This window comes from Streptomyces sp. NPDC032472 (assembly GCF_040636955.1).
GTDB lineage: Bacteria > Actinomycetota > Actinomycetes > Streptomycetales > Streptomycetaceae > Streptomyces.
This window is the reverse complement of record NZ_JBEZVK010000040.1, coordinates 43,202-65,227: the sequence shown is the minus strand read 5'-3', so window position 1 is coordinate 65,227 and position 22,026 is coordinate 43,202. Positions and strand designations below refer to the sequence as shown.

21 protein-coding genes are annotated in these 22,026 nt (G+C 74.6%); 11 read left to right on the top strand and 10 right to left on the bottom strand.

Features of this window, described 5'->3' with window-relative positions:
* Window positions 1-57: 57 nt before the first annotated feature.
* Window positions 58-3,723, bottom strand: a complete 3,666-nt coding sequence (locus tag AB0F11_RS25315) for a BTAD domain-containing putative transcriptional regulator (RefSeq protein ID WP_362177918.1) — start codon at window positions 3,721-3,723, stop codon at window positions 58-60.
* A gap of 61 nt (window positions 3,724-3,784) precedes the next feature.
* Here AB0F11_RS25315 and AB0F11_RS25310 point away from each other — a divergent pair, with 61 nt between their 5' ends.
* Both AB0F11_RS25310 and AB0F11_RS25305 read left to right on the top strand, forming a co-directional pair.
* Entirely contained in the window at window positions 3,785-4,588 is an 804-nt protein-coding gene (locus AB0F11_RS25310) for a site-2 protease family protein (protein WP_362177915.1), read from the top strand.
* 13 nt (window positions 4,589-4,601) lie between these two features.
* Window positions 4,602-5,138 carry a S1 RNA-binding domain-containing protein gene (locus tag AB0F11_RS25305; protein WP_362177912.1) on the top strand — a complete coding sequence of 179 codons (537 nt, stop codon included), beginning with the start codon at window positions 4,602-4,604 and terminating at the stop codon, window positions 5,136-5,138.
* Here AB0F11_RS25305 and AB0F11_RS25300 read toward each other — a convergent pair.
* A complete protein-coding gene (locus AB0F11_RS25300) occupies window positions 5,135-5,320 on the bottom strand; it encodes a hypothetical protein (RefSeq protein ID WP_362177910.1) in 186 nt (61 codons plus the stop codon). The two genes, AB0F11_RS25305 and AB0F11_RS25300, sit on opposite strands and share 4 nt — an antisense overlap.
* A gap of 160 nt (window positions 5,321-5,480) precedes the next feature.
* Window positions 5,481-6,185, bottom strand: coding sequence for an NADPH-dependent F420 reductase (gene npdG / locus AB0F11_RS25295; protein WP_362177907.1), 705 nt, complete (start codon window positions 6,183-6,185; stop codon window positions 5,481-5,483).
* Window positions 6,186-6,279: 94 nt separating this feature from the next.
* On the opposite strand from npdG, the gene AB0F11_RS25290 reads away from it, so the two are divergent.
* On the top strand, window positions 6,280-6,897 hold the full coding sequence (locus AB0F11_RS25290) for a hypothetical protein (protein WP_362177904.1): 618 nt from the start codon (window positions 6,280-6,282) through the stop codon (window positions 6,895-6,897).
* A 43-nt stretch (window positions 6,898-6,940) separates the two neighbouring features.
* Here AB0F11_RS25290 and AB0F11_RS25285 read toward each other — a convergent pair whose 3' ends face one another.
* Window positions 6,941-7,201 carry a hypothetical protein gene (locus tag AB0F11_RS25285; RefSeq protein WP_362177901.1) on the bottom strand — a complete coding sequence of 87 codons (261 nt, stop codon included), beginning with the start codon at window positions 7,199-7,201 and terminating at the stop codon, window positions 6,941-6,943.
* A gap of 103 nt (window positions 7,202-7,304) precedes the next feature.
* Between AB0F11_RS25285 and map the strand changes: the two genes are divergently transcribed.
* Together map and AB0F11_RS25275 are read left to right on the top strand one after the other, a co-directional pair.
* Window positions 7,305-8,162 carry a type I methionyl aminopeptidase gene (map, locus tag AB0F11_RS25280; RefSeq protein ID WP_361906487.1) on the top strand — a complete coding sequence of 286 codons (858 nt, stop codon included), beginning with the start codon at window positions 7,305-7,307 and terminating at the stop codon, window positions 8,160-8,162.
* 143 nt (window positions 8,163-8,305) lie between these two features.
* Window positions 8,306-8,953: a biliverdin-producing heme oxygenase gene (locus tag AB0F11_RS25275; RefSeq protein ID WP_362177898.1), complete on the top strand. Its 648-nt coding sequence runs from the start codon at window positions 8,306-8,308 to the stop codon at window positions 8,951-8,953.
* Here the strand turns inward: AB0F11_RS25275 and AB0F11_RS25270 are convergent.
* The 3 genes from AB0F11_RS25270 to AB0F11_RS25260 form a co-directional block, all read right to left on the bottom strand.
* Window positions 8,943-9,620: a PhzF family phenazine biosynthesis protein gene (locus tag AB0F11_RS25270; protein WP_362177895.1), complete on the bottom strand. Its 678-nt coding sequence runs from the start codon at window positions 9,618-9,620 to the stop codon at window positions 8,943-8,945. The genes AB0F11_RS25275 and AB0F11_RS25270 overlap by 11 nt on opposite strands.
* Window positions 9,621-9,647: 27 nt before the next feature.
* Window positions 9,648-11,138 (bottom strand): HtaA domain-containing protein, encoded by a 1,491-nt coding sequence (locus AB0F11_RS25265; protein WP_362177892.1) that lies wholly within the window; start codon window positions 11,136-11,138, stop codon window positions 9,648-9,650.
* 71 nt (window positions 11,139-11,209) lie between these two features.
* Complete coding sequence (locus tag AB0F11_RS25260) at window positions 11,210-12,673, bottom strand: HtaA domain-containing protein (protein WP_362177889.1); 1,464 nt, start codon at window positions 12,671-12,673, stop codon at window positions 11,210-11,212.
* Between the two features lie 182 nt (window positions 12,674-12,855).
* On the opposite strand from AB0F11_RS25260, the gene AB0F11_RS25255 reads away from it, so the two are divergent.
* From AB0F11_RS25255 to efeU, 6 genes are all read left to right on the top strand, one after another.
* Window positions 12,856-13,896, top strand: a complete 1,041-nt coding sequence (locus AB0F11_RS25255) for an ABC transporter substrate-binding protein (RefSeq protein WP_362177886.1) — start codon at window positions 12,856-12,858, stop codon at window positions 13,894-13,896.
* A gap of 1 nt (window position 13,897) precedes the next feature.
* Window positions 13,898-15,028: an iron ABC transporter permease gene (locus AB0F11_RS25250; protein ID WP_362177883.1), complete on the top strand. Its 1,131-nt coding sequence runs from the start codon at window positions 13,898-13,900 to the stop codon at window positions 15,026-15,028.
* The gene (locus AB0F11_RS25245; RefSeq protein WP_362177880.1) at window positions 15,025-15,855 is read left to right on the top strand and encodes a heme ABC transporter ATP-binding protein; all 831 of its coding nucleotides are present in this window, start codon (window positions 15,025-15,027) and stop codon (window positions 15,853-15,855) included. The genes AB0F11_RS25250 and AB0F11_RS25245 overlap by 4 nt, the downstream gene beginning before the upstream one ends.
* 233 nt (window positions 15,856-16,088) lie before the next feature.
* The gene (efeO, locus tag AB0F11_RS25240) at window positions 16,089-17,234 is read left to right on the top strand and encodes an iron uptake system protein EfeO (RefSeq protein ID WP_362177878.1); all 1,146 of its coding nucleotides are present in this window, start codon (window positions 16,089-16,091) and stop codon (window positions 17,232-17,234) included.
* Window positions 17,235-17,277: 43 nt separating this feature from the next.
* The gene (gene efeB / locus AB0F11_RS25235; RefSeq protein WP_362177875.1) at window positions 17,278-18,600 is read left to right on the top strand and encodes an iron uptake transporter deferrochelatase/peroxidase subunit; all 1,323 of its coding nucleotides are present in this window, start codon (window positions 17,278-17,280) and stop codon (window positions 18,598-18,600) included.
* A 24-nt stretch (window positions 18,601-18,624) separates the two neighbouring features.
* The gene (gene efeU, locus AB0F11_RS25230) at window positions 18,625-19,464 is read left to right on the top strand and encodes an iron uptake transporter permease EfeU (RefSeq protein WP_362177872.1); all 840 of its coding nucleotides are present in this window, start codon (window positions 18,625-18,627) and stop codon (window positions 19,462-19,464) included.
* Window positions 19,465-19,662: 198 nt separating this feature from the next.
* Here the strand turns inward: efeU and AB0F11_RS25225 are convergent, their stop codons facing one another.
* The 3 genes from AB0F11_RS25225 to AB0F11_RS25215 all read right to left on the bottom strand — a co-directional run bounded on the left by AB0F11_RS25225 (window position 19,663) and on the right by AB0F11_RS25215 (window position 21,939).
* Entirely contained in the window at window positions 19,663-20,223 is a 561-nt protein-coding gene (locus AB0F11_RS25225; RefSeq protein WP_362177869.1) for a GNAT family N-acetyltransferase, read from the bottom strand.
* Window positions 20,220-21,092, bottom strand: coding sequence for a PhzF family phenazine biosynthesis isomerase (locus AB0F11_RS25220; RefSeq protein ID WP_362177865.1), 873 nt, complete (start codon window positions 21,090-21,092; stop codon window positions 20,220-20,222). The genes AB0F11_RS25225 and AB0F11_RS25220 overlap by 4 nt, the downstream gene beginning before the upstream one ends.
* 85 nt (window positions 21,093-21,177) lie before the next feature.
* Entirely contained in the window at window positions 21,178-21,939 is a 762-nt protein-coding gene (locus tag AB0F11_RS25215; protein ID WP_362177862.1) for an SDR family oxidoreductase, read from the bottom strand.
* Window positions 21,940-22,026: the final 87 nt, after the last annotated feature.

Below are 22,026 nucleotides of genomic sequence, written 5' to 3'. Positions count from 1 at the left end.
GACGGCGGCCGGTCCGTTCCGGATCGCGTCCCGGACGGGCCCCGCACGGGGGCCGGGTCAGACGAGGGCGGTGGCCTCCTCCAGGGTGAGGCCGCCGCCTTCGGCATGCGCCGCCTCGTACGCGGCATCACCGAGCGCCGCTCGGGCCAGCTCCTCGGCCCGGGCGGCGTCCTCGCGTTCCGTGGTGATCGGGAAGTGGTGGGGCGGCACCAGCGTCCGGTACGCGCCGAGCAGCCGCGCGGCGTCGTACGCCTGCTCCCGGCCGCCGAGAGACACGTGCGACAGCGCCGCCGTCATCAGGTACACGGCCGGCAACTGCGGGGCGACCACCACCGCGAGCGGGTCCTGGGCGCTGACCAGGGCCTGCCGGAGCAGCTCCAGCGCCTCGGCGTGCTTGCCCTCCTGGTTCTCCAGCCAGGCCATCGTGCCGAGCAGGAAGCCGTCGAAGATGGCGTACGCGCCGAAGGCGAACTCCTCGCGCAGCTGCTGGAGCTGGGCGCGGGCCTCGGGGATGCGGCCGGTGCGGCCGTAGCAGCCGGCCAGGAACATGCGGGCCGCGGGCAGCGCCTCGTTGCCGTACGAGCGCGGGACGCTCACGATCTCGGTCAGCAGGGCCTCCGCCTCGGCGACGCGGCCGCTCTCGACGAGGACCCCCGCCATGCGCACCCGCAGGACCGTCACCTGGGAGGCGGCGCCCAGCCTCTCGGCGTGCTCGATCGCGGCCAGGAAGTCCTGGGCGGCGAGCGCGTACTCGCCGCGCTTCTCCCGGGCCTCGGCGCGGGCGGACAGGGCCTCGGCACAGCCCCAGTCGTCGCCGAGCTCGGTGAACAGGGCCAGGCTCTCGTCGGCGTCGCGCGAGGCGTCGCCCGCCCAGTCGGCCCGGTTCGCCAGGATGTTGGCCCGCATCTGGAGGATGGCGGCCAGCTCCCAGCGGGTCCCCAGCTCGCGGCAGGTGTCGACGGTGGCGTCGACGGCCCGTTGCAGCAGGTCCACTTCCCCGGCAATCATCACGGCGAAGATCCACATCGAGCCCGGGGCCCAGCATGTCTGCGGCAGGCCCGGCGCGTAGGCGGCGAGGATCCCCTCGATCCAGGGCCGGATGTCCGGGGAGGTCCAGCTCTCGCTGGTCTGGTCGCGGGCCGCGAGCTGGATGAGGCGGATGCCGCGCCAGGCCTCGGTCAGCTGCTCCCCCTCGTACGGCGGGGGCGTGTCGATGAGCCGCGCGTACACCGGCTCGGCGGGGACGACGGGCGCGGCGAAGGGGTCGGGGCCGAGTGCGGCCGCCGCGTCGGCCCAGTGGCGGGACTCGGCGCGCAGGTCGTGCATCATCCAGTACCAGCCGAGGGAGTGGATCAGGCACAGCACCTCGTCGGTGTCGCGGGCGGCGACCGCGCGGCGCAGGGCGGTACGGAGGTTCTCGTGCTCGGCGGCGAACCGCTCGCCCGCCGCCCGCTGGTGGGGGCCGCGCAGCAACGGCTCGGTGGTTCGGGCGAGTTCCCGGTAGTGGACGAGGTGGCGGCGCTCGGCGGCGGCCCGGTCGCCGGGGACCTCGTCGAGCCGCTCGCCGGCGTACTCGGCCACGGTCTCCAGGAGCCGGTAGCGCATGCCGTCGGGGGCGGGGGCGGCGATGACGAGGGACTTGTCGACGAGCGCACCGAGCGCGTCGGCGACGTCGAGGCGCTCGTGGCCCCTCTCCCCGCAGACGGCTTCGGCGGCGGCCAGGTCGCAGCCGCCCGCGAAGACGGACAGCCGGCGCAGCACGGCCCGTTCGGGCTCGTCGAGCAGGTCCCAGGACCAGTCCACGACCGCGCGCAGGGTCTGCTGGCGGGGCAACACGGTGCGGGCGCCGCCGGTCAGCAGCCGGAACCGGTCGTCGAGGCGGTCGGCGATCTGGCGCGGGGTGAGCAGGCGCAGCCGGGCCGCGGCCAGCTCGATGGCGAGCGGCAGCCCGTCCAGGCGGCGGCAGATCTCCGCGGCCGCCTCGGGGTCGTCGTCGGGGGTGAAGCCGGGCCGGGCGGCGGCGCCCCGGTCCCCGAGCAGCCGTACGGCGACGGGGTCGGGCAGCGGCTCCACCGGACGCAGGAACTCCCCCGGCACGCCGAGGGGTTCCCGGCTGGTGGCCAGGATCCGGACGCCGGGGCAGCGGGTGAGGAGCTGCTCGGCCAGCTCGGCGGCCGCCTCGACCACGTGCTCGCAGTTGTCCAGGATCAGCAGCAGCCGGAGGCGGGCGCAGTGCTCGGTGAGCCGGTCGAGCGGGTTGTCGCCGGCCCGGTCGGTCAGCGCGCGCATCTCCTCGGCGGAGGCGCCGCGCAGCTTGGTCTCGCGGGCCCCGAGCGCGGAGAGCGCGGCCTCGGCGACGTCCTCGGGGTCGTCGACGGGGGCCAGCTCGACGAACCACACCCCGTCGGGCGCGGCTTCGGCGGGCTGTGCCTCGGCGGCCTCCTGCGACAGCCGCGTCTTGCCGGCCCCGCCGGGCCCGAGCAGGGTGACGAGCCGTGCCCCCGCGAGATCGCCCCCGATGGCCCGGATGTCCTCTTCCCGCCCGACGAAGGTGGTCAACCGGGCCCGCAAGTTCCCCCGCCGCCCCGCGGGCACGCCCGGTGCACCGGATCCCGGTAGGCCGGGCCCGGGCACGGCGGATCCGGGCCCGGGCCCGGCGGATCCGGGCTCGGGCCGGGCAACGCCGGAAGCCGGGGCCGCCTCGCCAGGAGCCGCGGGCGCGCCGTGACCCGGCCCGGCGGCGCCGGGTGCCGGGGGGCCCGACTCTGGATCCTGGGCAGCAGGCGCCACCCCGCCGGGCGCGGTTGCCCCGGAGCCCGGCCAGGCCGGGGCGGCCGGGGTCGGGGCGGCGGGCGCGCCGGGGGCGGGGACGGTGCGGCCGGGGCCCGCCGGGGCCGTGTCCGGCCGCGCCGGGGCCTGGGCCTGGGCCACGGCGGCGCCGGGCGGCGTGCCGGGCCGCGTCGCGGCCGGGCCCTCGGCCGCGGTGGCGGGCGGGGTGACGGGGCGTTCCGGGCCGGACAGGAGTTCGGTGTGCAGGGCGCGGAGGGCCGGGCCCGGGTCGGCGCCCAGGCGGTCGGCGAGGGCCTGCCGGACCTCCTCGTAGGCGGCCAGGGCCTGCGCCGCCCGCCCCGCATCCCGCAGGGCCCGCAGCCGCAGCACCTGGAGCGGCTCGTCCAGCGGCTGCTGCGCGCACAGCGCGGTCAGCTCCGGCAGGGCCCGCTCCGCCTCGCCGAGGTCGAGGGCCGCGCCGAGCCGCCCCCGGCGCGCGTCGGTCCGTACGGCCTCCCAGCGCGCGCCCTCCGCCCCGGGGTCGGGGAGGTCGACCAGGGCCGGGCCGCGCCACAGCGCCAGGGCCTCGTCGTACAGGGCGGCCGCCCGCGCCGGGTCCGGGTCCGCCGCGGCGGCCCGGACCAGCCGCTCGAAGCGGTACACGTCGACGTCCTCGCGCCCGGCGGCCAGCTCGTACCCGCCGCCCTCCGCCGACCGCACCGCCCCGTGCCCGAGCGCCCGGCGCAGCCGCGCCACCAGCGCCTGCAGGGCGGCGGGCGCGTCGGCCGGCGGGTCCCCGTCCCACACCTCGGCCACCAGCAGGTGCACGGGCACCGCCCGCCCCGGCCGCAGCGCGAGCGCGGTCAGCAGCGCCCGCAGGCGCGCGCCGCCGACGGCGACGGGGGTCCCGTCGTCGCGGATGGCCTGTGTGGTGCCGAGGATCGCGTAGCGCACCGCCCCATTCTCCCCGGCCCCCGGTGCCGAACGTCCCTGTCCCCGGGGTAGGTTTCGCCGCATGGGTCATCAGGGCACGCGCAGCGAGCGCCAGATCAGTTCCGTTTTCCTCGGCATAGTCGCGATCATGGCCGTCACCGGGTGGGCGGTGTGGACGGGCTACTCCGCGAGCCCCGGCCTCGCCGTCTTCCTCTTCGTGACGTCCGCGTGGGTCGTCTCCCTCTGCCTGCACGAGTACGCGCACGCCCGCACCGCCCTGCACAGCGGCGACCTCACCGTCGGAGCCAAGGGCTATTTGACCCTGAATCCCCTGAAATACACCCATGCGCTGCTCAGCATCATCCTGCCGGTGATCTTCGTGATCATGGGCGGCCTGGGCCTGCCCGGCGGCGCGGTCTACATCGAGCGGGACCGGATCCGGGGCCGCTGGAAGCACAGCCTCATCTCGGCGGCGGGCCCGCTGACGAACGTGGCGTTCGCGGCCGTGTGCACCGCCCCGTTCTGGCTGAACGCCCTCGACGGCGTCCCGCTCTCATTCCGCTTCGCGCTGGCCTTCCTCGCCCTGCTCCAGGTGTCGGCGGCGATCCTGAACTTCCTGCCGGTGCCCGGCCTGGACGGCTACGGGATCATCGAGCCGTGGCTCTCCTACCGGGTGCGCCGCGAGGTGGCGCCCCTCGCTCCGTTCGGCCTGATCGCCGTGTTCGCGCTGCTGTGGGTCCCCGCGGTCAACGCCTGGTTCTTCGACGTGGTCGACGGCCTCCTGTCCGCACTGGGCGTCTCCGACCTGGAGGCCTACTGCGGCCACCACCTCTACCGCTTCTGGCAGGAGGGCGACGGCTACTTCTGCGCCGGCCCCCAGTCCTGACCACTCCGCCCGCATGTACGTCAAGGCCACCGACCACCCGGAACTGTGGACCTTCCTGGCCGGACTCCGGCCAGGTCAGACCCTCGGCGGCACGGTCGCCGCGCTGGAGTCCTTCGGGGTGTTCGTCGCGCTGGACGAGGGGCCCGCGCACCCCGTGTTCCCCGGGGTCGGGTTCATCACGGTCCCCGAGCTGTCCTGGCGGCGCATCGGCGCGGCCTCGGACGTCGTCCGCGTCGGGCAGCGCATCTCCTGCCTCTTCCTCCGGTTCGACGACTGGCACGGCGAGGCCCGGCTGTCGCTGCGGGCGCTCCAGCCGGATCCGCTGCGGGCGGCCGGTCTGGCGGTGGGGCAGACCCTGCGGGGCCGCGTGACCCGGCTGGTCCCCTTCGGCGTCTTCGTCGAGGTGGCGGAGGGCGTCGAGGGCCTGGCCCCCGCCAAGGAGCTCCCCGCCGAACCCGAGCAGGTCCGCGTCGGCGACGAGGTCCGGGCCGTGGTCCGCTCCCTGGACCTCGGCAGCCGCAGGCTGACCCTCTCGCTGCGGCAGCCCTAGCGGGCGGCGTCGGCGGCCTTGCGGGCCTTCTCCTTGCGCACGTAGTACCAGGCCATGTTGGACGTGAGCCCGGCCAGCAGCACCCAGACGATCCCCAGGAAGCTGCCGTCCAGGAAGGCGACCACGGCCGCCGCCACGGACAGGACGCAGACGACGATGGCGAAGACGGCAAGGCGGGGCATGGGGTACGGCTCCTCGGCGGCACGGAAGGGGGTCGAGCCCCTCCAGTGTCCCCCATACCCCGCAGTGCTCCCGTAAAGGCACCGGGACGCGCCGGCTCCCGCCTCCGAGGGGCCGGGAGGGCCGGCGGGGGTGAGCCGCCGGCCCGGGGGGCGGGCGGGGTCAGACGTCGGTGATGCGCAGGCCCGAGTGGGCCTTGTAGCGGCGGTTCGTCGAGATGAGGTTGGCGACCAGGGACTCGACCTGGTGGGCGTTGCGCAGGCGGCCCGCGAAGACGCCGCGCATGCCCGGGATGCGGCCGGCCAGGGCCTGGACGACGTCCGTGTCGGCGCGGGATTCGCCGAGCACCATCACGTCGGTGTCGATCTCGTCGATCGACTCGTCCTGGAGGAGGACGGCCGAGAGGTGGTGGAAGGCCGCCGTGACGCGGGAGTCGGGGAGCAGGGTGGCGGCCTGCTGGGCGGCGCTGCCCTCCTCGACCCGGAGGGCGTAGGCGCCCTGCTTGTCGAAGCCGAGGGGGTTGACGCAGTCCACGACGAGCTTGCCGGCGAGGTCCTCGCGCAGGGCTTCGAGGGTCTTGGCGTGGCCCTCCCACGGCACCGCGATGATCACGACGTCGCTGCGGCGCGCGCACTCGGCGTTGTCGGCGCCCTCCACGCCCAGCCCCAGTTGGGCGGCGGCCTGCTCGGCGCGCTCGGCGGCGCGGGAGCCGATGATCACCTTCTGGCCGGCCTTCGCGAGGCGGTAGGCCAGGCCCCGGCCCTGGTCGCCGGTGCCGCCGAGTACGCCGACGACGAGGCCGGAGACGTCGGGCAGGTCCCAGGGGTCCTGGGCGGGTGGCTTCTGCGTGCTGTCAGTGGAGGTCATGGGGGTGAGGGTAATGCCGGGGCGGGAAGACTCGAACGGGCGCGTGGGTGCGCGGTGGGCCCCGCGGGGCGGCGGTGTGGTGCAGGATGCCCGCATGGATGCCGTGAGGGTCGCGCTGCTGCGCGAGGTGCTCGCCGGTACGCAGTGGCCCGCGGCCGCGCGCCGCTTCGCGGGTTCCCTGCGGCATGCCGTGGTGCCGGCCGGCGGGAACCTGCTGTTGGTGGGGACCGAGGGCTACGAGCCCTGGCACCTGGCGGCGCACCTGGTGGACGAGGCCGCGTGGTGCGGGCTGCCGGAGCTGGCGCCGACGCTGGTGCGCCACCGGGTGCTGCCCGGGGAGCCCGCGCACCTGTCGGTGGGGCTGGGGCGGCTGGCGGCGGCCCGGCGCGGGCACACGGTGCTGGTGGTGGCTCCGGAGCGGCCCGGGGAGGGGCTGCTGGAGCGGGTCCACGACGCCCGGCGCGCGGGGGCGACCGTACTGTCCCTGGACGGCGGGGATCCCGATCTGGCCGCGCTCGCGCACGACGCGCTCTCCGTACGGGAGGCGCCCGAGGAGCCCCCGACCGCGCTGGATCTGGACACCGTGCAGCACCTGGTCAGTGCGGCGGCCGGGGAGAACGGCCTGCCGGCGCCGCGCCGCCCGCGGCGGTTCCGCGACCGGCTGGCGCGGCTGGCCGACCAGCTGACCGCGCCGCCGCCCGGCCGCTGGTAGCCCCGGCCGTCGGGCCGCTACGGCGTCACGGCGTCTACGGCGTCTACGGCGTGGCCGTGCCGGTCGCGCCCTCGCCGCCGTCGGCGCCCTCCTCGCCGGAGCCGTCGTTCCAGCGGGGGTCGTTCTGCCATTCGAGGTTGCGCTCCTGCGCCGTCGCCATGGCGTGGGAGGCCTCCTCGGGCGTGGCGTACGGGCCGAAACGGTCCTTCGCCGGACACTCGGGGCCTTCCTCGACCTTCTTGTGCACCAGGCAGTAGTACCACTCACCCGGTTTGCCCACCTGCCGCTTCTTGAACAGGGCCATCGTCCCCGGACTCCTCTCGCGCTCGCCGGCCGCCGCTCGCGGCCGCTCGCTCCCGGCCTTCTGCCGCCATGCTGCCCCATCCCCGCTGGATACACTCGCTTGCATGTCTGGCCAGTCGCTGCTCGTTCCAGGCGAGCTCTCTCCCGCCCGTTCCGTTCCCGGAAACATCCGCCGGCCCGAGTACGTGGGCAAGCCCGGGCCCACTCCGTACACCGGACCGGAGGTGCAGTCGGCCGAGACCGTCGAGGCGATGCGCATCGCCGGCCGGATCGCCGCCCGGGCGATGGAGGAGGCCGCCAAGCTGATCGCCCCCGGGGTGACCACCGACGAGCTGGACCGGGTCGCGCACGAGTACATGTGCGACCACGGCGCCTACCCGTCGACGCTGGGCTACCGGGGCTTCCCGAAGTCCCTGTGCTCCTCGGTGAACGAGGTCATCTGCCACGGGATCCCCGACTCCACCGTGCTGCGCGACGGCGACATCGTGAACCTCGACGTCACCGCGTACATCGGCGGCGTGCACGGCGACAACAACGCCACCTACCTGTGCGGCGACGTGGACGAGGAGTCCCGCCTGCTGGTCGAGCGCACGCGCGAGGCCCTGAACCGGGCCATCAAGGCGGTCAAGCCGGGCCGCCAGGTCAACGTCATCGGCCGGGTCATCGAGTCGTACGCGAAGCGCTTCGGCTACGGGGTCGTGCGCGATTTCACCGGGCACGGCATCAACTCGTCCTTCCACTCCGGCCTGATCATCCCGCACTACGACAGCCCGCACGCCACCACCGTCATGCAGCCCGGGATGACGTTCACGATCGAGCCGATGCTGACGCTGGGGACGCACGAGTACGACATGTGGGCCGACGGCTGGACCGTCGTGACGAAGGACCGGAAGCGGACCGCGCAGTTCGAGCACACACTGGTGGTGACGGACACGGGGGCCGAGATCCTCACCCTGCCGTAGCACTTTCCGGCCGGAGGCGTTTTACCGACAACACGTCGGGAAGACATTGACTTAGGTATACCTAAGCAGGAGGATCGGGCAGGGCGGCCGCCGTGCCGCCGTGCCCGGTCTTCGGAGCGCTTCTGGTCTTTCGGAGGTTTGTCTTGGACGCCTTCTCCACGGTCATCCGTGTCGCGTCGCACGAGCAGCACACCGAGGCGGAGTCCTCGGCGTTCATGAGCAATCTGCTCGGCGGCCGCCTCGGGGTCGATGCGTACGCGCGCTACACCGAGCAGCTGTGGTTCGTGTACCGGGCCCTGGAGGACGCGGCCGAATCCCTGAGGGACGACCCGGTGGCGGGCCCCTTCATACAGCCCGAGCTGATGCGCGTCGCCGAGATCGAGCGCGACCTGGCGCACCTGCGCGGGCCCTCCTGGCGCGCGACGCTGGTGGCGCTGCCCGCGACCCGGGCGTACGCCGCCCGGGTGGCCGAGTGCGCGGCCACCTGGCCCGGCGGATACGTCGCCCACCACTACACCCGCTACCTGGGCGACCTCTCCGGCGGCCAGATCATCCGCGACAAGGCGGAGCGGACCTGGGGCTTCGAGCGCAGGGGCGACGGCGTGCGCTTCTACGTCTTCGCCGACATCGCCAACCCCGCGGCCTTCAAACGCAACTACCGCGAGCTGCTGGACGCCATCGCCGCGGACGACCTGGAGAAGCAGCGCATCATCGACGAGTGCAAGCGCGCCTTCGACTACAACGGGGCCGTCTTCCGCGAGCTGGGCGCGGAGTTCCCGCTCAGCGCGTGAACGTCGGCGCCTGCGGCGGCACGTCGAAGCGGACGCGGCCGCCGATCTCGACCGTGCCGTCGGGGCCGGGGGCGGTGAGGAGCTGGGAGCCGGCGCCCTGGGTGATGTTCAGGGCGCGGTTGAGCTCGGCCGTCAGCAGGATCGCGGCCGAGCCGGTGGCCTCGTCCTCGGCGATGATCCCGTCGGGGCGGCGCGGGAAGCCGCGGGCGCGGACCCGGCCCGCCGCCTCGTCCTCCCACGCCCACGCGTACAGCCAGCCCTCGCCGGGCGGCGGGGCGGGCAGGGCGTCGACCTCGGCGGGGGTCGCGTACTGCTGCGTGCGCTTGCCCTCGACCCACTCGGGCCGGGCCGTGATCCAGGTGAACTCCCCGTCGTCGCGGGCCCATACGGACCCGACCGGCGGCCGGACCTCCTCGATGTCCAGCAGCCAGGCCACCCCCACCAGCGGGTGCCCCGCGAAGGACATCCGCGTGCCGGGGGTGCGGATGTCGACGATCCCGCGCTCCGGATCGTCGACGAACACCGTCTCGCTGTAGCCGAGTTCGGCGGCGAGCTCCTGCCGCGCCGTGTCGTCGAGGCAGGTCCGGCCGTCGCGCACGACGCCGAGGAGGTTGCCGAACCTGCCGTCGCCCGCGCAGAAGACCCTGAGGACATCGAGATCGTTCACGCGGGCATTCAAACACGGCCCGGCAGCTCAGAGCCGCACGGTGCGCCGCCTGCGGGCGAAGGACACCGCGCCCGCGCCGGCCGCGACGGCCGCGGCGGAGGCGCCGAGCAGGGCCCCGGCCGGGATGTCGGCGCCGGTGGAGGCGAGGCTTCCGCCCGCGCTGCCGCCCGTGCCGCCCGTACCGCCCGTACCGCCGCCGACCGTGCCGGCGCCGCCCGCGCTGCCGCCGGTGCTGCCCGACGAGGCCCCGCCGGACTGCGTCGGGGACGGGGAGGCGCTCGGCAGCGGGGCGTCCTTGTCTGCGCTCACCGTGAGGGTGACCGGGTCGGTCGGCTTGCCCTCGGCGTAGTCCCCGCTCGGGGCCCCGATGGCGGCCGCACCCTCGGCGGTGAAGACCGCCGGGACTCCGTTCAGGGCGAGCACGCCGCCGGTGGTGCGGTAGTCGGCCTTGGACAGGTCGAGGGTGGCGAAGGGGACGTCGGCCTTGGTGGAGGAGGGCGTCTTCACGTCCAGCACCAGGGTGCCCTTCGCGCCCTCGGCGTTGACGCGCAGGTTGCCGAAGGTCATGTCGATGCCGTGGTCGGGCCGCTGGAAGCGCAGGCTGCCCGCGAAGGAGGCGGTCAGCTTCTTCTTCGCCGCGTCGAGTTCGCCCGTACCGAAGGAGAAGGAGTAGGTGCGGCCGTCGGCGACGGCGCCGCCCGCCGGGGTGACGCTGCCGCCGCCGTCAGCGACGTACGTACGGAACGACTCCTTCACGCCCCAGGTCAGCCGGCCGGCGAGCAGCCGCTGGGCGCCGGTCGGAGCCGGTGCAGAGGGGCTCGGCGCGGAGGGCGACGGTGCGGAGGGGCTCGGGGCGGAAGGGCCGGGCGCCGACGGGCTCGGGGCGGACGGCGAGGGGGCCGTGGGCGTGCCGTACTCCAGGGCGGCGGTGAGCGGGTCGCCGGTCAGGCCCGTGTACTTGGGCGATCCGAGCTGGTCCGCGGCCTCCTTGGTGAGGGTGGTCCCGAGCTTCTCCATGGCCGGGCCGGTGAAGGCCACGTCCGCGAGCGGGACGTCGCGGGTGAGGGTGCCGTTCTTGACGACGTCGGCGGTCAGCTTCTTCGTGCCGGTGTCGATGCGGACGTTCGACAGGACCACCTTGAAGCCGTGGGCGGCCGATTCGAAGGTCACGCTGCCCTTGAAGGCGGCGGTCGCCGTGTGGCTGCCGTCCTTGTCGTACGAGCCGGTCGCCGAGGTGAAGCGGAAGGTGCCGTCCGCGTTCAGGGCGGCGCCGTCCGCCGGGGTGATGGTGCCCTGCGCCATGGCCAGGACGTACGTGCGGTAGCTCGCCAGGATGCCCCAGTCGAGGGTGCCGTTCACGATCGGTATCGGCGCGGAGGCGCCCGCGGCGGGCGGGACGGCCGGGCCGCTGCCGGCCGCCGTCGCGGGCAGGGCGAAGGCGGTGGCGCCGAGCGCGGCGGCCGTGGCGACGGCCGCCGCCAGGGCGAGCGGGCGGCGGCGGAGGAGGGGCGACGACATGGGTGGGCTCTCCTGGGGCAACGGGGGTGGCTTGCGTGGTGGCGGATGGTCGGTGGGCGGGGCCGGCGGGCTCAGGACCGCGGGTGCGCGTCGGCGGACCCGGGGTCGGCGGCTGCCGCGGCCGCTGCCGTACGGCGTCCGCGCACGACGAGGAAGGCGGCGCCGCCGGCGAGGACGAGGACGGCCACGCCGAGGGCGGCGTACAGCCCGGAGTCCGAGGCGGTGGCGGCCTGCGCGGCGGGGCCGGCCGCGGCGGCCGGGGAGGGGGCCTGCGCGGCGGGCGCGGGCGTGGAGCCCAGGTCGGGCAGGGCGGGCAGCTGCGCGGTGGCGTCCAGGGCGACGGCGAGTGAGACGGGGTCCATCTCGGTCCCGGCCTTGTACATCGCGTTGAAGGCCCGGGCGCCCCCCTCGGTGAGTGCGGCCGGGGCCTCGGTGAGGGTGGCGAGGGCGCCATCGGTCCTCAGCGCCTTGGCGTCGAACTCGACGAGCGGGACGGCGGGCGCGGTCCCGGGGGCGGCGCCGGTGGTGGCGTCACCGCCGGTGGTGACGTCGGCGGTCAGGACGCCCTTGCCGTCGGCCACCTTGACGCCCACCTTGGCGAGCGTGAGGTCGAGGTGGGCTCCGGTGAAGCGGACGCTGCCGGCGAAGACGGCCTCCAGCGTGCCGGTCCGTGCGTCGTACGTGCCCTTGCCCTGCGGGAAGCGGAAGAGCGCGCCGCCGTCCCGGGCACCCTCGCCGAGGGTCCACTTCCCCTGGCCGACCGGCCCGGTGACGTACTCGCGGAAGGTGCGCCGTACGCCCCAGTCGACGGCGGCGTCGGCGAACGCGCCGCCGGCGGCCGCCCCCGGGTCCTGCGAGGCCCCGGCCGCAGCGCTCGGGGACGGCGAAGGCGCTGCGGCCGGGGCGGACTTGACGTCGACGGAGAGCGTGAGGGGGTCGAGCGGGGTCCCGGCGGCGTAGTAGCCGGAGAAGGCCTGGGCGCCCTGTTCGGTGAGGGTGGCCGGGATACGGGTGAGGGCGAGGGGGCTGCCGCCTCCCTTCATCTCGATGCCGGCGAGGCCGAGGGTGGCGAAGGGGACCTGGGTGCGGGTGGTGACGGCGCCGGTGTCCTTGGCCTTGCCGACGACGTCCGCGTAGAGGGTGCCGCTGCCGCCCTGGATCCTGACGGTGGGACGGCTGACGGTCAGGTCGAGCTCGTACGAGCCGTCGGGCTTCCGGTGGCCCTGAAAGGCGACTCCGCCGCTGAACGCGGCCTCGAAGGCGCCGGTGGCGGGGTCGTAGGAGCCGGTGGCGGAGTGGAAGCGGAACAGGCTGCCGCCGACCGTGGCGGCGCCGTTCTTCAGCTGGAAACCGCCTTTCGCCACGGGCCCGGTGACGTAACTCTGGAAGGAGGACTTGATCCCCCAGTCGAGCCGGCCGCCTTGCACGGTACGGCTCGCCGCCTGGGCGCCGGCGGCGGGGAGCAGTGCACACAGAAGGGCCGCCAGCGTCGCCAACAGGGCGACTGCGTACGGGCGGACGGGCCGTGCGGACATGAAGTCCCCTTCCAGGACCTGGTAGATAAGGTTAGGCTAACCTAAGCTACTGGCGGGTGTAGGCGAAACTCTCGAACGCGCCACCGTTTGTCCGCACTTGGCCACTTACCACCTGCCGCTTCCTGCTTCCCCCTCGCCCACCCCAGCCCCAGCCCCAGCCGCACGATCAGGACGGTGCCTCCGTGCCCACGCCCGCCGTGTCAACCCGCCCTCCCCGCCGCACCCTTGCCCTCGCGCTCGCCTTCTGCGCGCTGGCCCTGGGCGCCGCGACCGGCTGCGCGGGCGCGGACCCCGGCGCCGCAGGCCCGTCGGCGCACGCGGCGCCCGCTCTGCCCGACCGGGTGGAGCCGCTCTCCCCCGCCCCCGTCCCGGCCCTCCCCGCGACCGTTCCCTCGGCGGACGGCCGCACGGTCACCGTGGCCTCCGCGGACCGGATCGTCCCGCTGTCCGGCAGCCTCAACGAGCTCGTCCAGACCCTCGGACTCGGCCCGCAGGTCGTCGCCCGCGACATCACCGCCACCTTCGAACAGGCGGCCCGGCTCCCCGTGGTGACACGGGGTCACGAGGTCTCCGCCGAGAGCGTGCTCTCGCTGCGCCCGACGCTGGTACTGGCCGAGACCGCCTCCGGGCCGGCCGAGGCCCTCGCGCAGATCCGCGACGCAGGCGTGCCGCTGCTGGTGGTGGCCCCGGCCAGGTCCCTGGACGACGTACCGCGGCGGATCGACACCGTGGCCGGCGCACTCGGCGTCAAGGAGGCCGGGACGCGGTTGAAGGAACGCACCGACGGGCGGATCGCCGCCGCCCGTACGGGCATTCCCGCGAGCGCGGCCGCGGGGAGGAAGCCGCGGGTCGCCTTCCTCTACCTGCGCGGTACGGCCTCGGTCTACCTGATGGGCGGCTCCGAGTCGGGCGCGGCCCCGCTGCTGGAGGCGGCCGGGGCCGTCGACACGGGCAAGGAGTCCGGGCTCGGCAAGGACTTCACGCCGATCACCAGCGAGGCCCTCGCGGCGGCCGCGCCGGACGCGATCCTGGTGATGTCCAAGGGACTGGAGTCCGTGGGCGGTACGGAGGGCCTGGTGAAGATCCCCGGCGTCGCCCAGACCCCGGCGGGCATGGACCGCCGCGTGATCGCCGTCGACGACGGCGTGCTGCTGAGCTACGGCCCCCGCACGGACCAGGTGCTGAGCTCACTGATCACCCAGCTGTACGGGAAGGCCGCCTGAGGTGGGCACCCGCAACGCGCAGGCACCCGCGTCGCAGGCCGCCTCCCGGGAGACCGCCGAGGCGGCAGGCCCGGCCTGCGCGGCGGACGCCGCCCCCGCCGGACCCCCGCGCCGCGGCGCCCGGCTCGTCTGCGGGCTCGTCGCCGTGCTCCTGCTGCTCGCACTCGTCTCCGCCGGCGCGGGGGCGTACGCGATCCCGGCCGGGGAGGTCCTCGGCTCGGTGCAGCACCGCATCGGCCTCGGCGGAGCCCCGCTCGACCGGGTCGGCGAGAGCGTGCTGTGGAACGTACGCCTCCCCCGGGTCGTGCTCGCGCTGCTCGTCGGCGCGAGCCTGGGCTGCGCGGGCGCGCTGATGCAGGGGGTGTTCGGAAATCCGCTCGCGGAGCCCGGCGTCATCGGGATCTCGGCGGGCGCGGCCGTCGGCGCGGTCGGCGCCATTGCGCTGGGCCTGGGATTCCTCGGCAACTGGACCGTCGCCGCCTGTGCGTTCACGGCCGGGCTCGTCACCGTGGGCGCCGTCTACCTGCTCTCCCGCACCGGCGGCCGCACCGAGGTGGTCACGCTCGTGCTCACCGGGATCGCCGTCAACGCCTTCGCCGGGGCCCTCATCGGCCTGTTCGTCTTCTTCGCCGACAGCGGCCAGGTCAGCCAGATCACCTTCTGGCAGCTCGGCTCCCTCGCCCAGGCCACCTGGCCCAAGGTGCTCGCCGTCCTGCCCTGCGCCGCCGCGGGCCTGCTGGCCGCCCCCTGGTACGCCCGCCGGCTGGACCTCCTCGCGCTCGGCGAAGGGCCCGCCCGCCACCTGGGGGTGGACGTGGAGCGGCTGCGGCTCGCGCTCATCGTGGTCGTCGCGCTGCTGACCGCGGCCGCCGTCGCCGTGGCCGGTGTCATCACCTTCGTCGGGCTGCTCGTGCCGCACCTGCTGCGCATGGCGAACGGGCCGGGCCACCGCTTCCTGGTCCCGGGCAGTGCGCTGGCCGGTGCGGCGGTGCTGCTCGCGGGCGACCTCGCCGCGCGGACCGCGGCCCGGCCGGCGGAGCTGCCGCTCGGGGTGCTGACCGCGCTGGTGGGCAGTCCCTTCTTCTTCTGGCTGCTGCGCCGCACCCGCCGCCGGCAGGGAGGCTGGGCATGACCGGGCCGTTCTTCCGGCGGGGCGGGCGCCGGATCCCCGGGCGCCGCCCCGCCGGCACCGCGCTGGTGCAGGCCGCGGGCCTGCACGTCCGCCTCGGTGGCCGGGAGGTGCTCGCCGGGATCGACCTGGCGGCCCGGGCGGGCGAGGTGCTGGCCCTGGTCGGTCCCAACGGCGCCGGGAAGTCCACGCTGCTCGCCGCCCTGGCCGCCGATCTGCCCGCCGCCGCGGGCACCGTACGGATCGACGGGCGGCCGGCGCAGGAGTGGAGCGCCGCGGAGCTGGCGCTGCGGCGGTCCGTGCTCCCGCAGTCGGCGGCGATGTCCTTCCCCTTCCCGGTGGCGGACGTCGTCCGGATGGGCCGCGCGCCCTGGGCCGGGACAGCGCTCGCCGGGGCCGACGAGGAGGCGGTGGCCGCCGCCATGGCCGCCACGGAGGTGGCCGGCTTCGCCGCCCGCCCGTTCCCGGCGCTGTCCGGCGGCGAGCGGGCCCGGGTCGCGCTGGCCCGGGTGCTGGCGCAGCGGGCGCCACTGGTGCTCCTGGACGAGCCGACCGCCGCCCTCGACCTGCGCCATCAGGAGCTGGTGCTGCGGATCTGCCGGGAGCGGGCCGCGGCCGGGGACGCGGTGGTGGTCGTCCTGCACGACCTGGGCCTGGCCGCCGCGTACGCCGACCGCGTCGCCGTGCTGCACGGCGGGCGGATCGCGGCGGACGGGGAGCCGGCCGCGGTGTTCGGCGCGGAGCTGCTGAGCCGGGTCTACCGGCAGCCGGTCGAGGTGCTGCCGCATCCGCGCACCGGGATTCCGCTTGTTCTGCCTGTCCGCAGGTAAGCCCGTTCCGCAGTACGGAACAGTCACCGCGGTTTGACCTCCGCTTGACCCTCCCATGGGATTTCCTTGGAGGTGCCGTGACGGCGTCGTGTCCGGAGAGCGTAGATGTGGGCTGAATCACTGGACGGCCGGGTAGGGGTCAGGTAAGCCTCGGTTAAGTTAGGTCCGCCTCACCGGCCGTCCCACCTGATCGGGGCGGCCGTCTGCCGACGCCAGACAGCCCAGGAGCCCACATGCGCCCCGCCCGCCTCACCGCCCTCACCACGGCCGCTGCCGTGGCTGCGCTCACGGCCGTCACCGGCTGCGCCGAGAAGAGCGACGCGGGCGACGCGGCGATCAAGGTGGCCGCCTCGGACAGCGCGTGCGAGGTCTCGAAGACCGAGTTCCCCGCCGGCAAGGTGGCCCTGGACGTCGAGAACAAGGGCTCGAAGGTCACCGAGGTCTACGTCTACTTCCCGGACGGCCGCATCGTCGCCGAGCGCGAGAACATCGGCCCCGGCACCAAGGCCGCCATCACCGCCGAGGTCAAGGCCGGCGAGTACGAGATCGCCTGCAAGCCCGGCATGAAGGGCGACGGCATCCGCCAGAAGGTCAAGGCCACCGGCGGCGGCGCCGAGAAGCGCAGCCCCGAGCTGGACGCGGCCGTCGCCGAGTACCGCAAGTACGTGCAGGCCCAGGCCGACGAGACCACCCCGACCGTCAAGGCGTTCGTGGACGCCGTCAAGGCCGGTGACCTGGAGGCCGCGAAGAAGGCGTACGCCACCTCCCGCATCGGCTGGGAGCGCACCGAGCCGGTCGCCGAGTCCTTCGGCGACATCGACCCGAAGATCGACGTGCGCGAGGACGGCCTGGAGGCCGGCCAGGACCCGGCGAAGGACTGGACCGGCTGGCACCGCCTGGAGAAGGCCCTGTGGGCCGACGGCAAGATCGGCGACGAGGAGAAGAAGCTCGCCGACCAGCTGTCGACCGACATCGCCGAGTGGCAGAAGAAGATCGGCAGCGCCGAGATCACCCCGACCTCCATGGCCAACGGCGCCAAGGAGCTGCTGGACGAGGTCGCCACCGGCAAGGTCACCGGCGAGGAGGAGCGCTACAGCCACACCGACCTGGTCGACTTCAAGGCCAACGTCGAGGGCGCGCAGAAGGCGTACGAGCTGCTCAAGCCGGTCGCCGCGAAGAACGACGCGGAGCTCGCCAAGCAGCTGGACACCCAGTTCGCCGCGATGAACACCCTGCTGGACAAGTACCGCGCGGACAAGAACACCTACGAGTTCACCTCCTACGACAAGGTCGGCGCCCCGGAGCGCAAGGAGCTCTCGGACGCCGTGAGCGCACTGGGCGAGCCGCTGTCGAAGCTGGCCGCCGCGGTCGCGAAGTAATTCCGGTAACCGGTAGAGAGAAAAGCAGGCGGGAGAATCCGGAATGACTGAATCTGTATCGGCTCCGCAGGCGGACGCGGCGTCCGCGGACGAGGCCGGGCAGGCCGGGCAGGCCGCCGGCGGCGACGCCGGCCAGGCGGCGGGCGGCCCCTCGCGGCGCTCCCTCCTCGGCGGGGGCGGGGCCGGGCTGGCGCTCGGCGCCGCCGCGGCCGGCGGCGCGGCCGCGGCCCTGAGCTCCGGCTCGGACATCGCGCCGGTGGCCTCCGCCGGCGGGGCCGTTCCCTTCCACGGCGAGCACCAGGCCGGTATCGCCAGCGCCGTCCAGGACCGCCTGCACTTCGCCGCCTTCGACGTGAAGACGAAGGACCGCGCCGAGCTGGTCAAGATGCTCAAGGAGTGGACCGAGGCGGCCCGCCTGATGACGGCCGGCCGGCCCGTCGGCGACGTCTACGAGGGCTCCCCGGAGGCCCCGCCCACCGACACCGGCGAGGCCTTCGGCCTCAAGCCGTCCCGCCTGACCCTCACCATCGGCTTCGGCCCCGGCCTGTTCGCCAAGGACCGCTTCGGCCTGGAGGACAAGCGCCCCGAGGCCCTGGTGGACCTGGAGCTGTTCCCCGGCGACAACCTCGACCCGGCCCGCTCCGGCGGCGACCTGTGCGTCCAGGCCTGCGCCGACGACCCGCAGGTCGCGGTGCACGCCATCCGCCAGCTCGCCCGCATCGGCTTCGGCAAGGTCGCGGTGCGCTGGTCGCAGCTCGGCTTCGGCAAGACCTCCTCGACCACCCCGGACGAGCAGACGCCGCGCAACATGATGGGCTTCAAGGACGGCACCCGGAACATCGCCGGGAACGACAAGGCCGGCCTCGACAAGCACGTGTGGGTCGGCGAGAACGACGGCAGCGCCTGGATGACCGGCGGCTCGTACCTGGTGGCGCGCCGCATCCGGATGAACATCGAGATCTGGGACCGCACCCCCCTGCAGGAGCAGGAGGACATCTTCGGCCGCAACAAGGGCGAGGGTGCGCCGGTGGGCAAGTCCAAGGAGCGCGACGAGCCGTTCCTGAAGGCGATGAAGCCGGAGGCGCACGTCCGCCTCGCGCACCCCGACTCCAACAACGGGGCGACGATCCTGCGCCGCGGCTACTCCTTCACGGACGGCTCGGACGGGCTGGGCCGCCTCGACGCGGGCCTGTTCTTCCTGGCCTACCAGCGCGACGTCCGCAAGGGCTTCATCCCGATCCAGCGCAACCTGGCCAAGTCCGACGGGCTCAACGAGTACATCCAGCACGTGGGTTCGGCGATCTTCGCCGTCCCGCCGGGCGTCCGCGACAAGGACGACTGGTGGGGCCGGACGCTGTTCGCGTAGGTCGCAGGGAAGGGGAGAACCGGCGTGTTCAGCAACTATCTGATCGGCCTGCGTGAGGGACTCGAGGCCAGTCTGGTCGTCTGCATCCTCATCGCGTACCTGGTGAAGACCGGGAACAAGGACAAGCTGGGGCCGCTGTGGCTCGGGGTCGGCCTCGCGGCCGCGCTGAGCCTGGCCTTCGGCGCGGCCCTGGAGTTCGGCACCTCGGAGCTGACGTTCCAGGCGCAGGAGGCGATCGGCGGCAGCCTGTCGATCGTCTCGGTCGGCCTCGTGACGTGGATGGTCTTCTGGATGAAGAAGACCGCCCGGCACCTGAAGTCCGAGCTGCAGGACAAGCTCGACGCAGCCCTCGCGATGGGCACCGGCGCGCTGGTGACCACGGCGTTCCTGGCCGTCGGCCGGGAGGGCCTGGAGACCTCGCTGTTCGTGTGGCGCTCGGTCCACGCGGCCGGCAACGGCGCCGGTCCGCTCGTGGGCGTCCTGCTCGGCATCGGCTCGTCGATCGTGCTGGGCTGGCTGTTCTACCGCGGCGCGCTGAAGATCAACCTCTCGAAGTTCTTCACCTGGACCGGCGGCATGCTGGTCGTCGTCGCCGCGGGTGTCCTCGCGTACGGCGTCCACGACCTCCAGGAGGCCGAGTTCCTGCCCGGCCTGATGAACAAGGCCTTCGACGTCAGCGCCGCGATCCCGCCGGACAGCTGGTACGGGACCCTGCTCAAGGGCACGTTCAACTTCCAGCCGGACCCGACCTGGCTCCAGGTCGGCGTGTGGGTCCTGTACCTGGCCCCCACGCTGCTGCTCTTCCTGAAGCAGCAGAGCTCCGGCCGCCCGGCCCCTGCCCCGGCCGCCACCGCGGACGCGTAAGGCACCCCGCACGCCCGAAGGGGGCCCGGATCGAGGCGATCCGGGCCCCCTTCCCGTATGCCGTTCCGCTGCCGCGGGGTCCGGCCGCCGGGCCCCGCCTTGCTCCCCGGGGCTCCGCCCCGGGATACGGAGAAAGGGCGGGGCGGGGAGAAGGCTCCGCGCAGCGGCAAAGGTCACCGAGCCCCCACTCGGCCACGGTCACCAGAGGCGGTCGACCAGGCCCGGGTACAGGGCGATGCGGCTGCCCGCGAAGGCGGCGGCGGCCTGCGGCCCGAGCCCCGGGAAGTCGCCGAGCACCTCCTTGTCGAAGCCGGCCGCATCCGTGGCCAGCGGCTCCTCCGGCGTACCCCCGACCAGCACGGCCCCAGGCAGCCGCGTGAAGCCGGCCGCCTCGTAGAACCCGGCCAGCGGCCGATCGCAGCTGAACAGCACCACGTCGACCCCCGGATCCGCGACCAGCGCCGCACGGGCCGCCGCCACCAGCCGGCCGCCGTACCCGCGCCCGCGCGCCGACTCCCGCACCACCACCGCGCTGAGCCCCGCTGCCCGGTACGTGCGCCCCGCGTGCCGGACCGGCTTGTACAGCAGCGCCAGCGAGGCCACGACCTCCCCGGCCCCGTCCCGCAGCAGCATCACCCGTGGCTCGAGCGCCGGATCATGCCCGGCACCGGCGCCCGGCCAGGCCTGCGCCTCCAGCGCGGCGACCTGGGCCGCGAGCTCCGCCGGCAGTTCTGCCTCCGCGTACGAGACGACGGTCATCCGGGGATCCGGACGCCCTCGCCGCCCACCCGCACCCGCGGGTCCCCGTCCCGCAGCTCCACGGTGAGGACGCCAGGGCGGCCCATGTCCTCGCCCTGGTGGAGGGTGAGCACCGCCTCCGCCGGGACCAGGCCGAGCTCGCGCGCGTACGCCCCGAAGGCCGCGGCGGCGGCGCCCGTGGCCGGGTCCTCGACGACGCCGCCGACCGGGAACGGGTCGCGCACGTGGAACTCGGCCGGGCCGGAGCGGTGCACCAGCTGGACCGTGGTCAGGTCCAGGCGCCGCATCAGCGCCTCCAGCCGGGCGAAGTCGTAGTCGAGCTCGGCGAGCCGGGCCCGGGTGGCGGCGCCGAGCACCAGGTGGCGGGCCCCGGCGTAGGCGATCCGGGGCGGGATCGCCGGGTCCAGGTCGGCCTCCGGCCAGTCCAGCGCGGCCAGCGCCTCGGCGAGGTCGGCGGCCTCGACCTCCTCGACGTGCGGCTCGACGCTGGTCAGGACGGCCCGCAGGCCGTCCTCGGACGCGGTGACCGAGACGGGCACCGTGCCCGCCGGAGTCGCGAAGAGGAGCTCGCCCGGACCGATCCGCTCGGCCAGCGCCACGGAGGCGGCCACGGTGGCGTGCCCGCAGAAGGACACCTCCGCCTTCGGGCTGAAGAACCGCAGGGTGAAGGCCCGCCCGGGCTCGCCGCCGAGGCCGGCCGGCGGGCCGGTCAGGAAGGCCGTCTCGCTGTAGCCGAGCCGGGCGGCGATCTCCAGCATGCCGGCGTCGTCCAGGCCGCTCGCGTCGAGCACGACCCCGGCGGGGTTGCCGCCGGCGGGGTCGGCGGAGAAGGCGGTGTAGCGCAGTACATCGGTCGCATCGGTCGTCATGATCGGGCCAACTGCCGCCCGCCGCCGTGCATTCCCGGAACCGGCCGCGACCCGCGGGTCAGCCGGTTCAGCCGGTTCAGCCGGTTCAGCCGCGCCCGATGTACGGCATCGCCGTCGCCATCACCGTCGCGAACTGCACGTTCGCCTCCAGCGGCAGCTCCGCCATGTGCAGCACGGTGCGCGCGACGTCGGCGGCGTCCATCACCGGCTCCACCGCCAGCTGCCCGTTGGCCTGGAGGATCCCGGTCTGCATGCGCTCGGTCATCTCGGTGGCCGCGTTGCCGATGTCGATCTGCCCGCACGCGATCCGGTACGGGCGCCCGTCCAGCGACAGCGACTTGGTCAGGCCCGTCATGGCGTGCTTGGTGGCGGTGTAGGCGATCGAGTTCGGGCGGGGCACGTGCGCGGAGATGGATCCGTTGTTGATGATCCGGCCGCCCTGCGGGTCCTGTTCCTTCATCTGCCGGAAGGCCGCCTGGGCGCACAGGAAGGCCCCGGTGAGGTTGACGTCGACCACCGAGCACCAGGCCTCGTAGGTGATGTCCTCCAGCGGGACGCCGCCGGGGCCGAAGGTGCCGGCGTTGTTGAACAGCAGGTCGAGTCGGCCGTACCGTGCGCGGACCGCCGCGAACAGGGCGGTCACGTCGTCCGGGTCGCTGACGTCCGCGCGGACGCACAGCACGTCCGCCTCGGGGCCGGCGGCCCGTGCGGTCTCCTCCAGCGGTTCGGGCCGGCGGCCGGCGACGGCGACCGACCAGCCGGCGCCGGCCAGGGCGAGGGCGACGGAGCGGCCGATGCCGGAGCCCGCTCCGGTGACGACGGCGATCTTCTTCCCACGTGAGCTCATGGGGCCGCAGGGTACGTCACATGTCGCATCCGTCCGCGGACGTTCCATTTGCTGAGAGCATGGGTCGGCCAGGGGTGTGAAAAGACG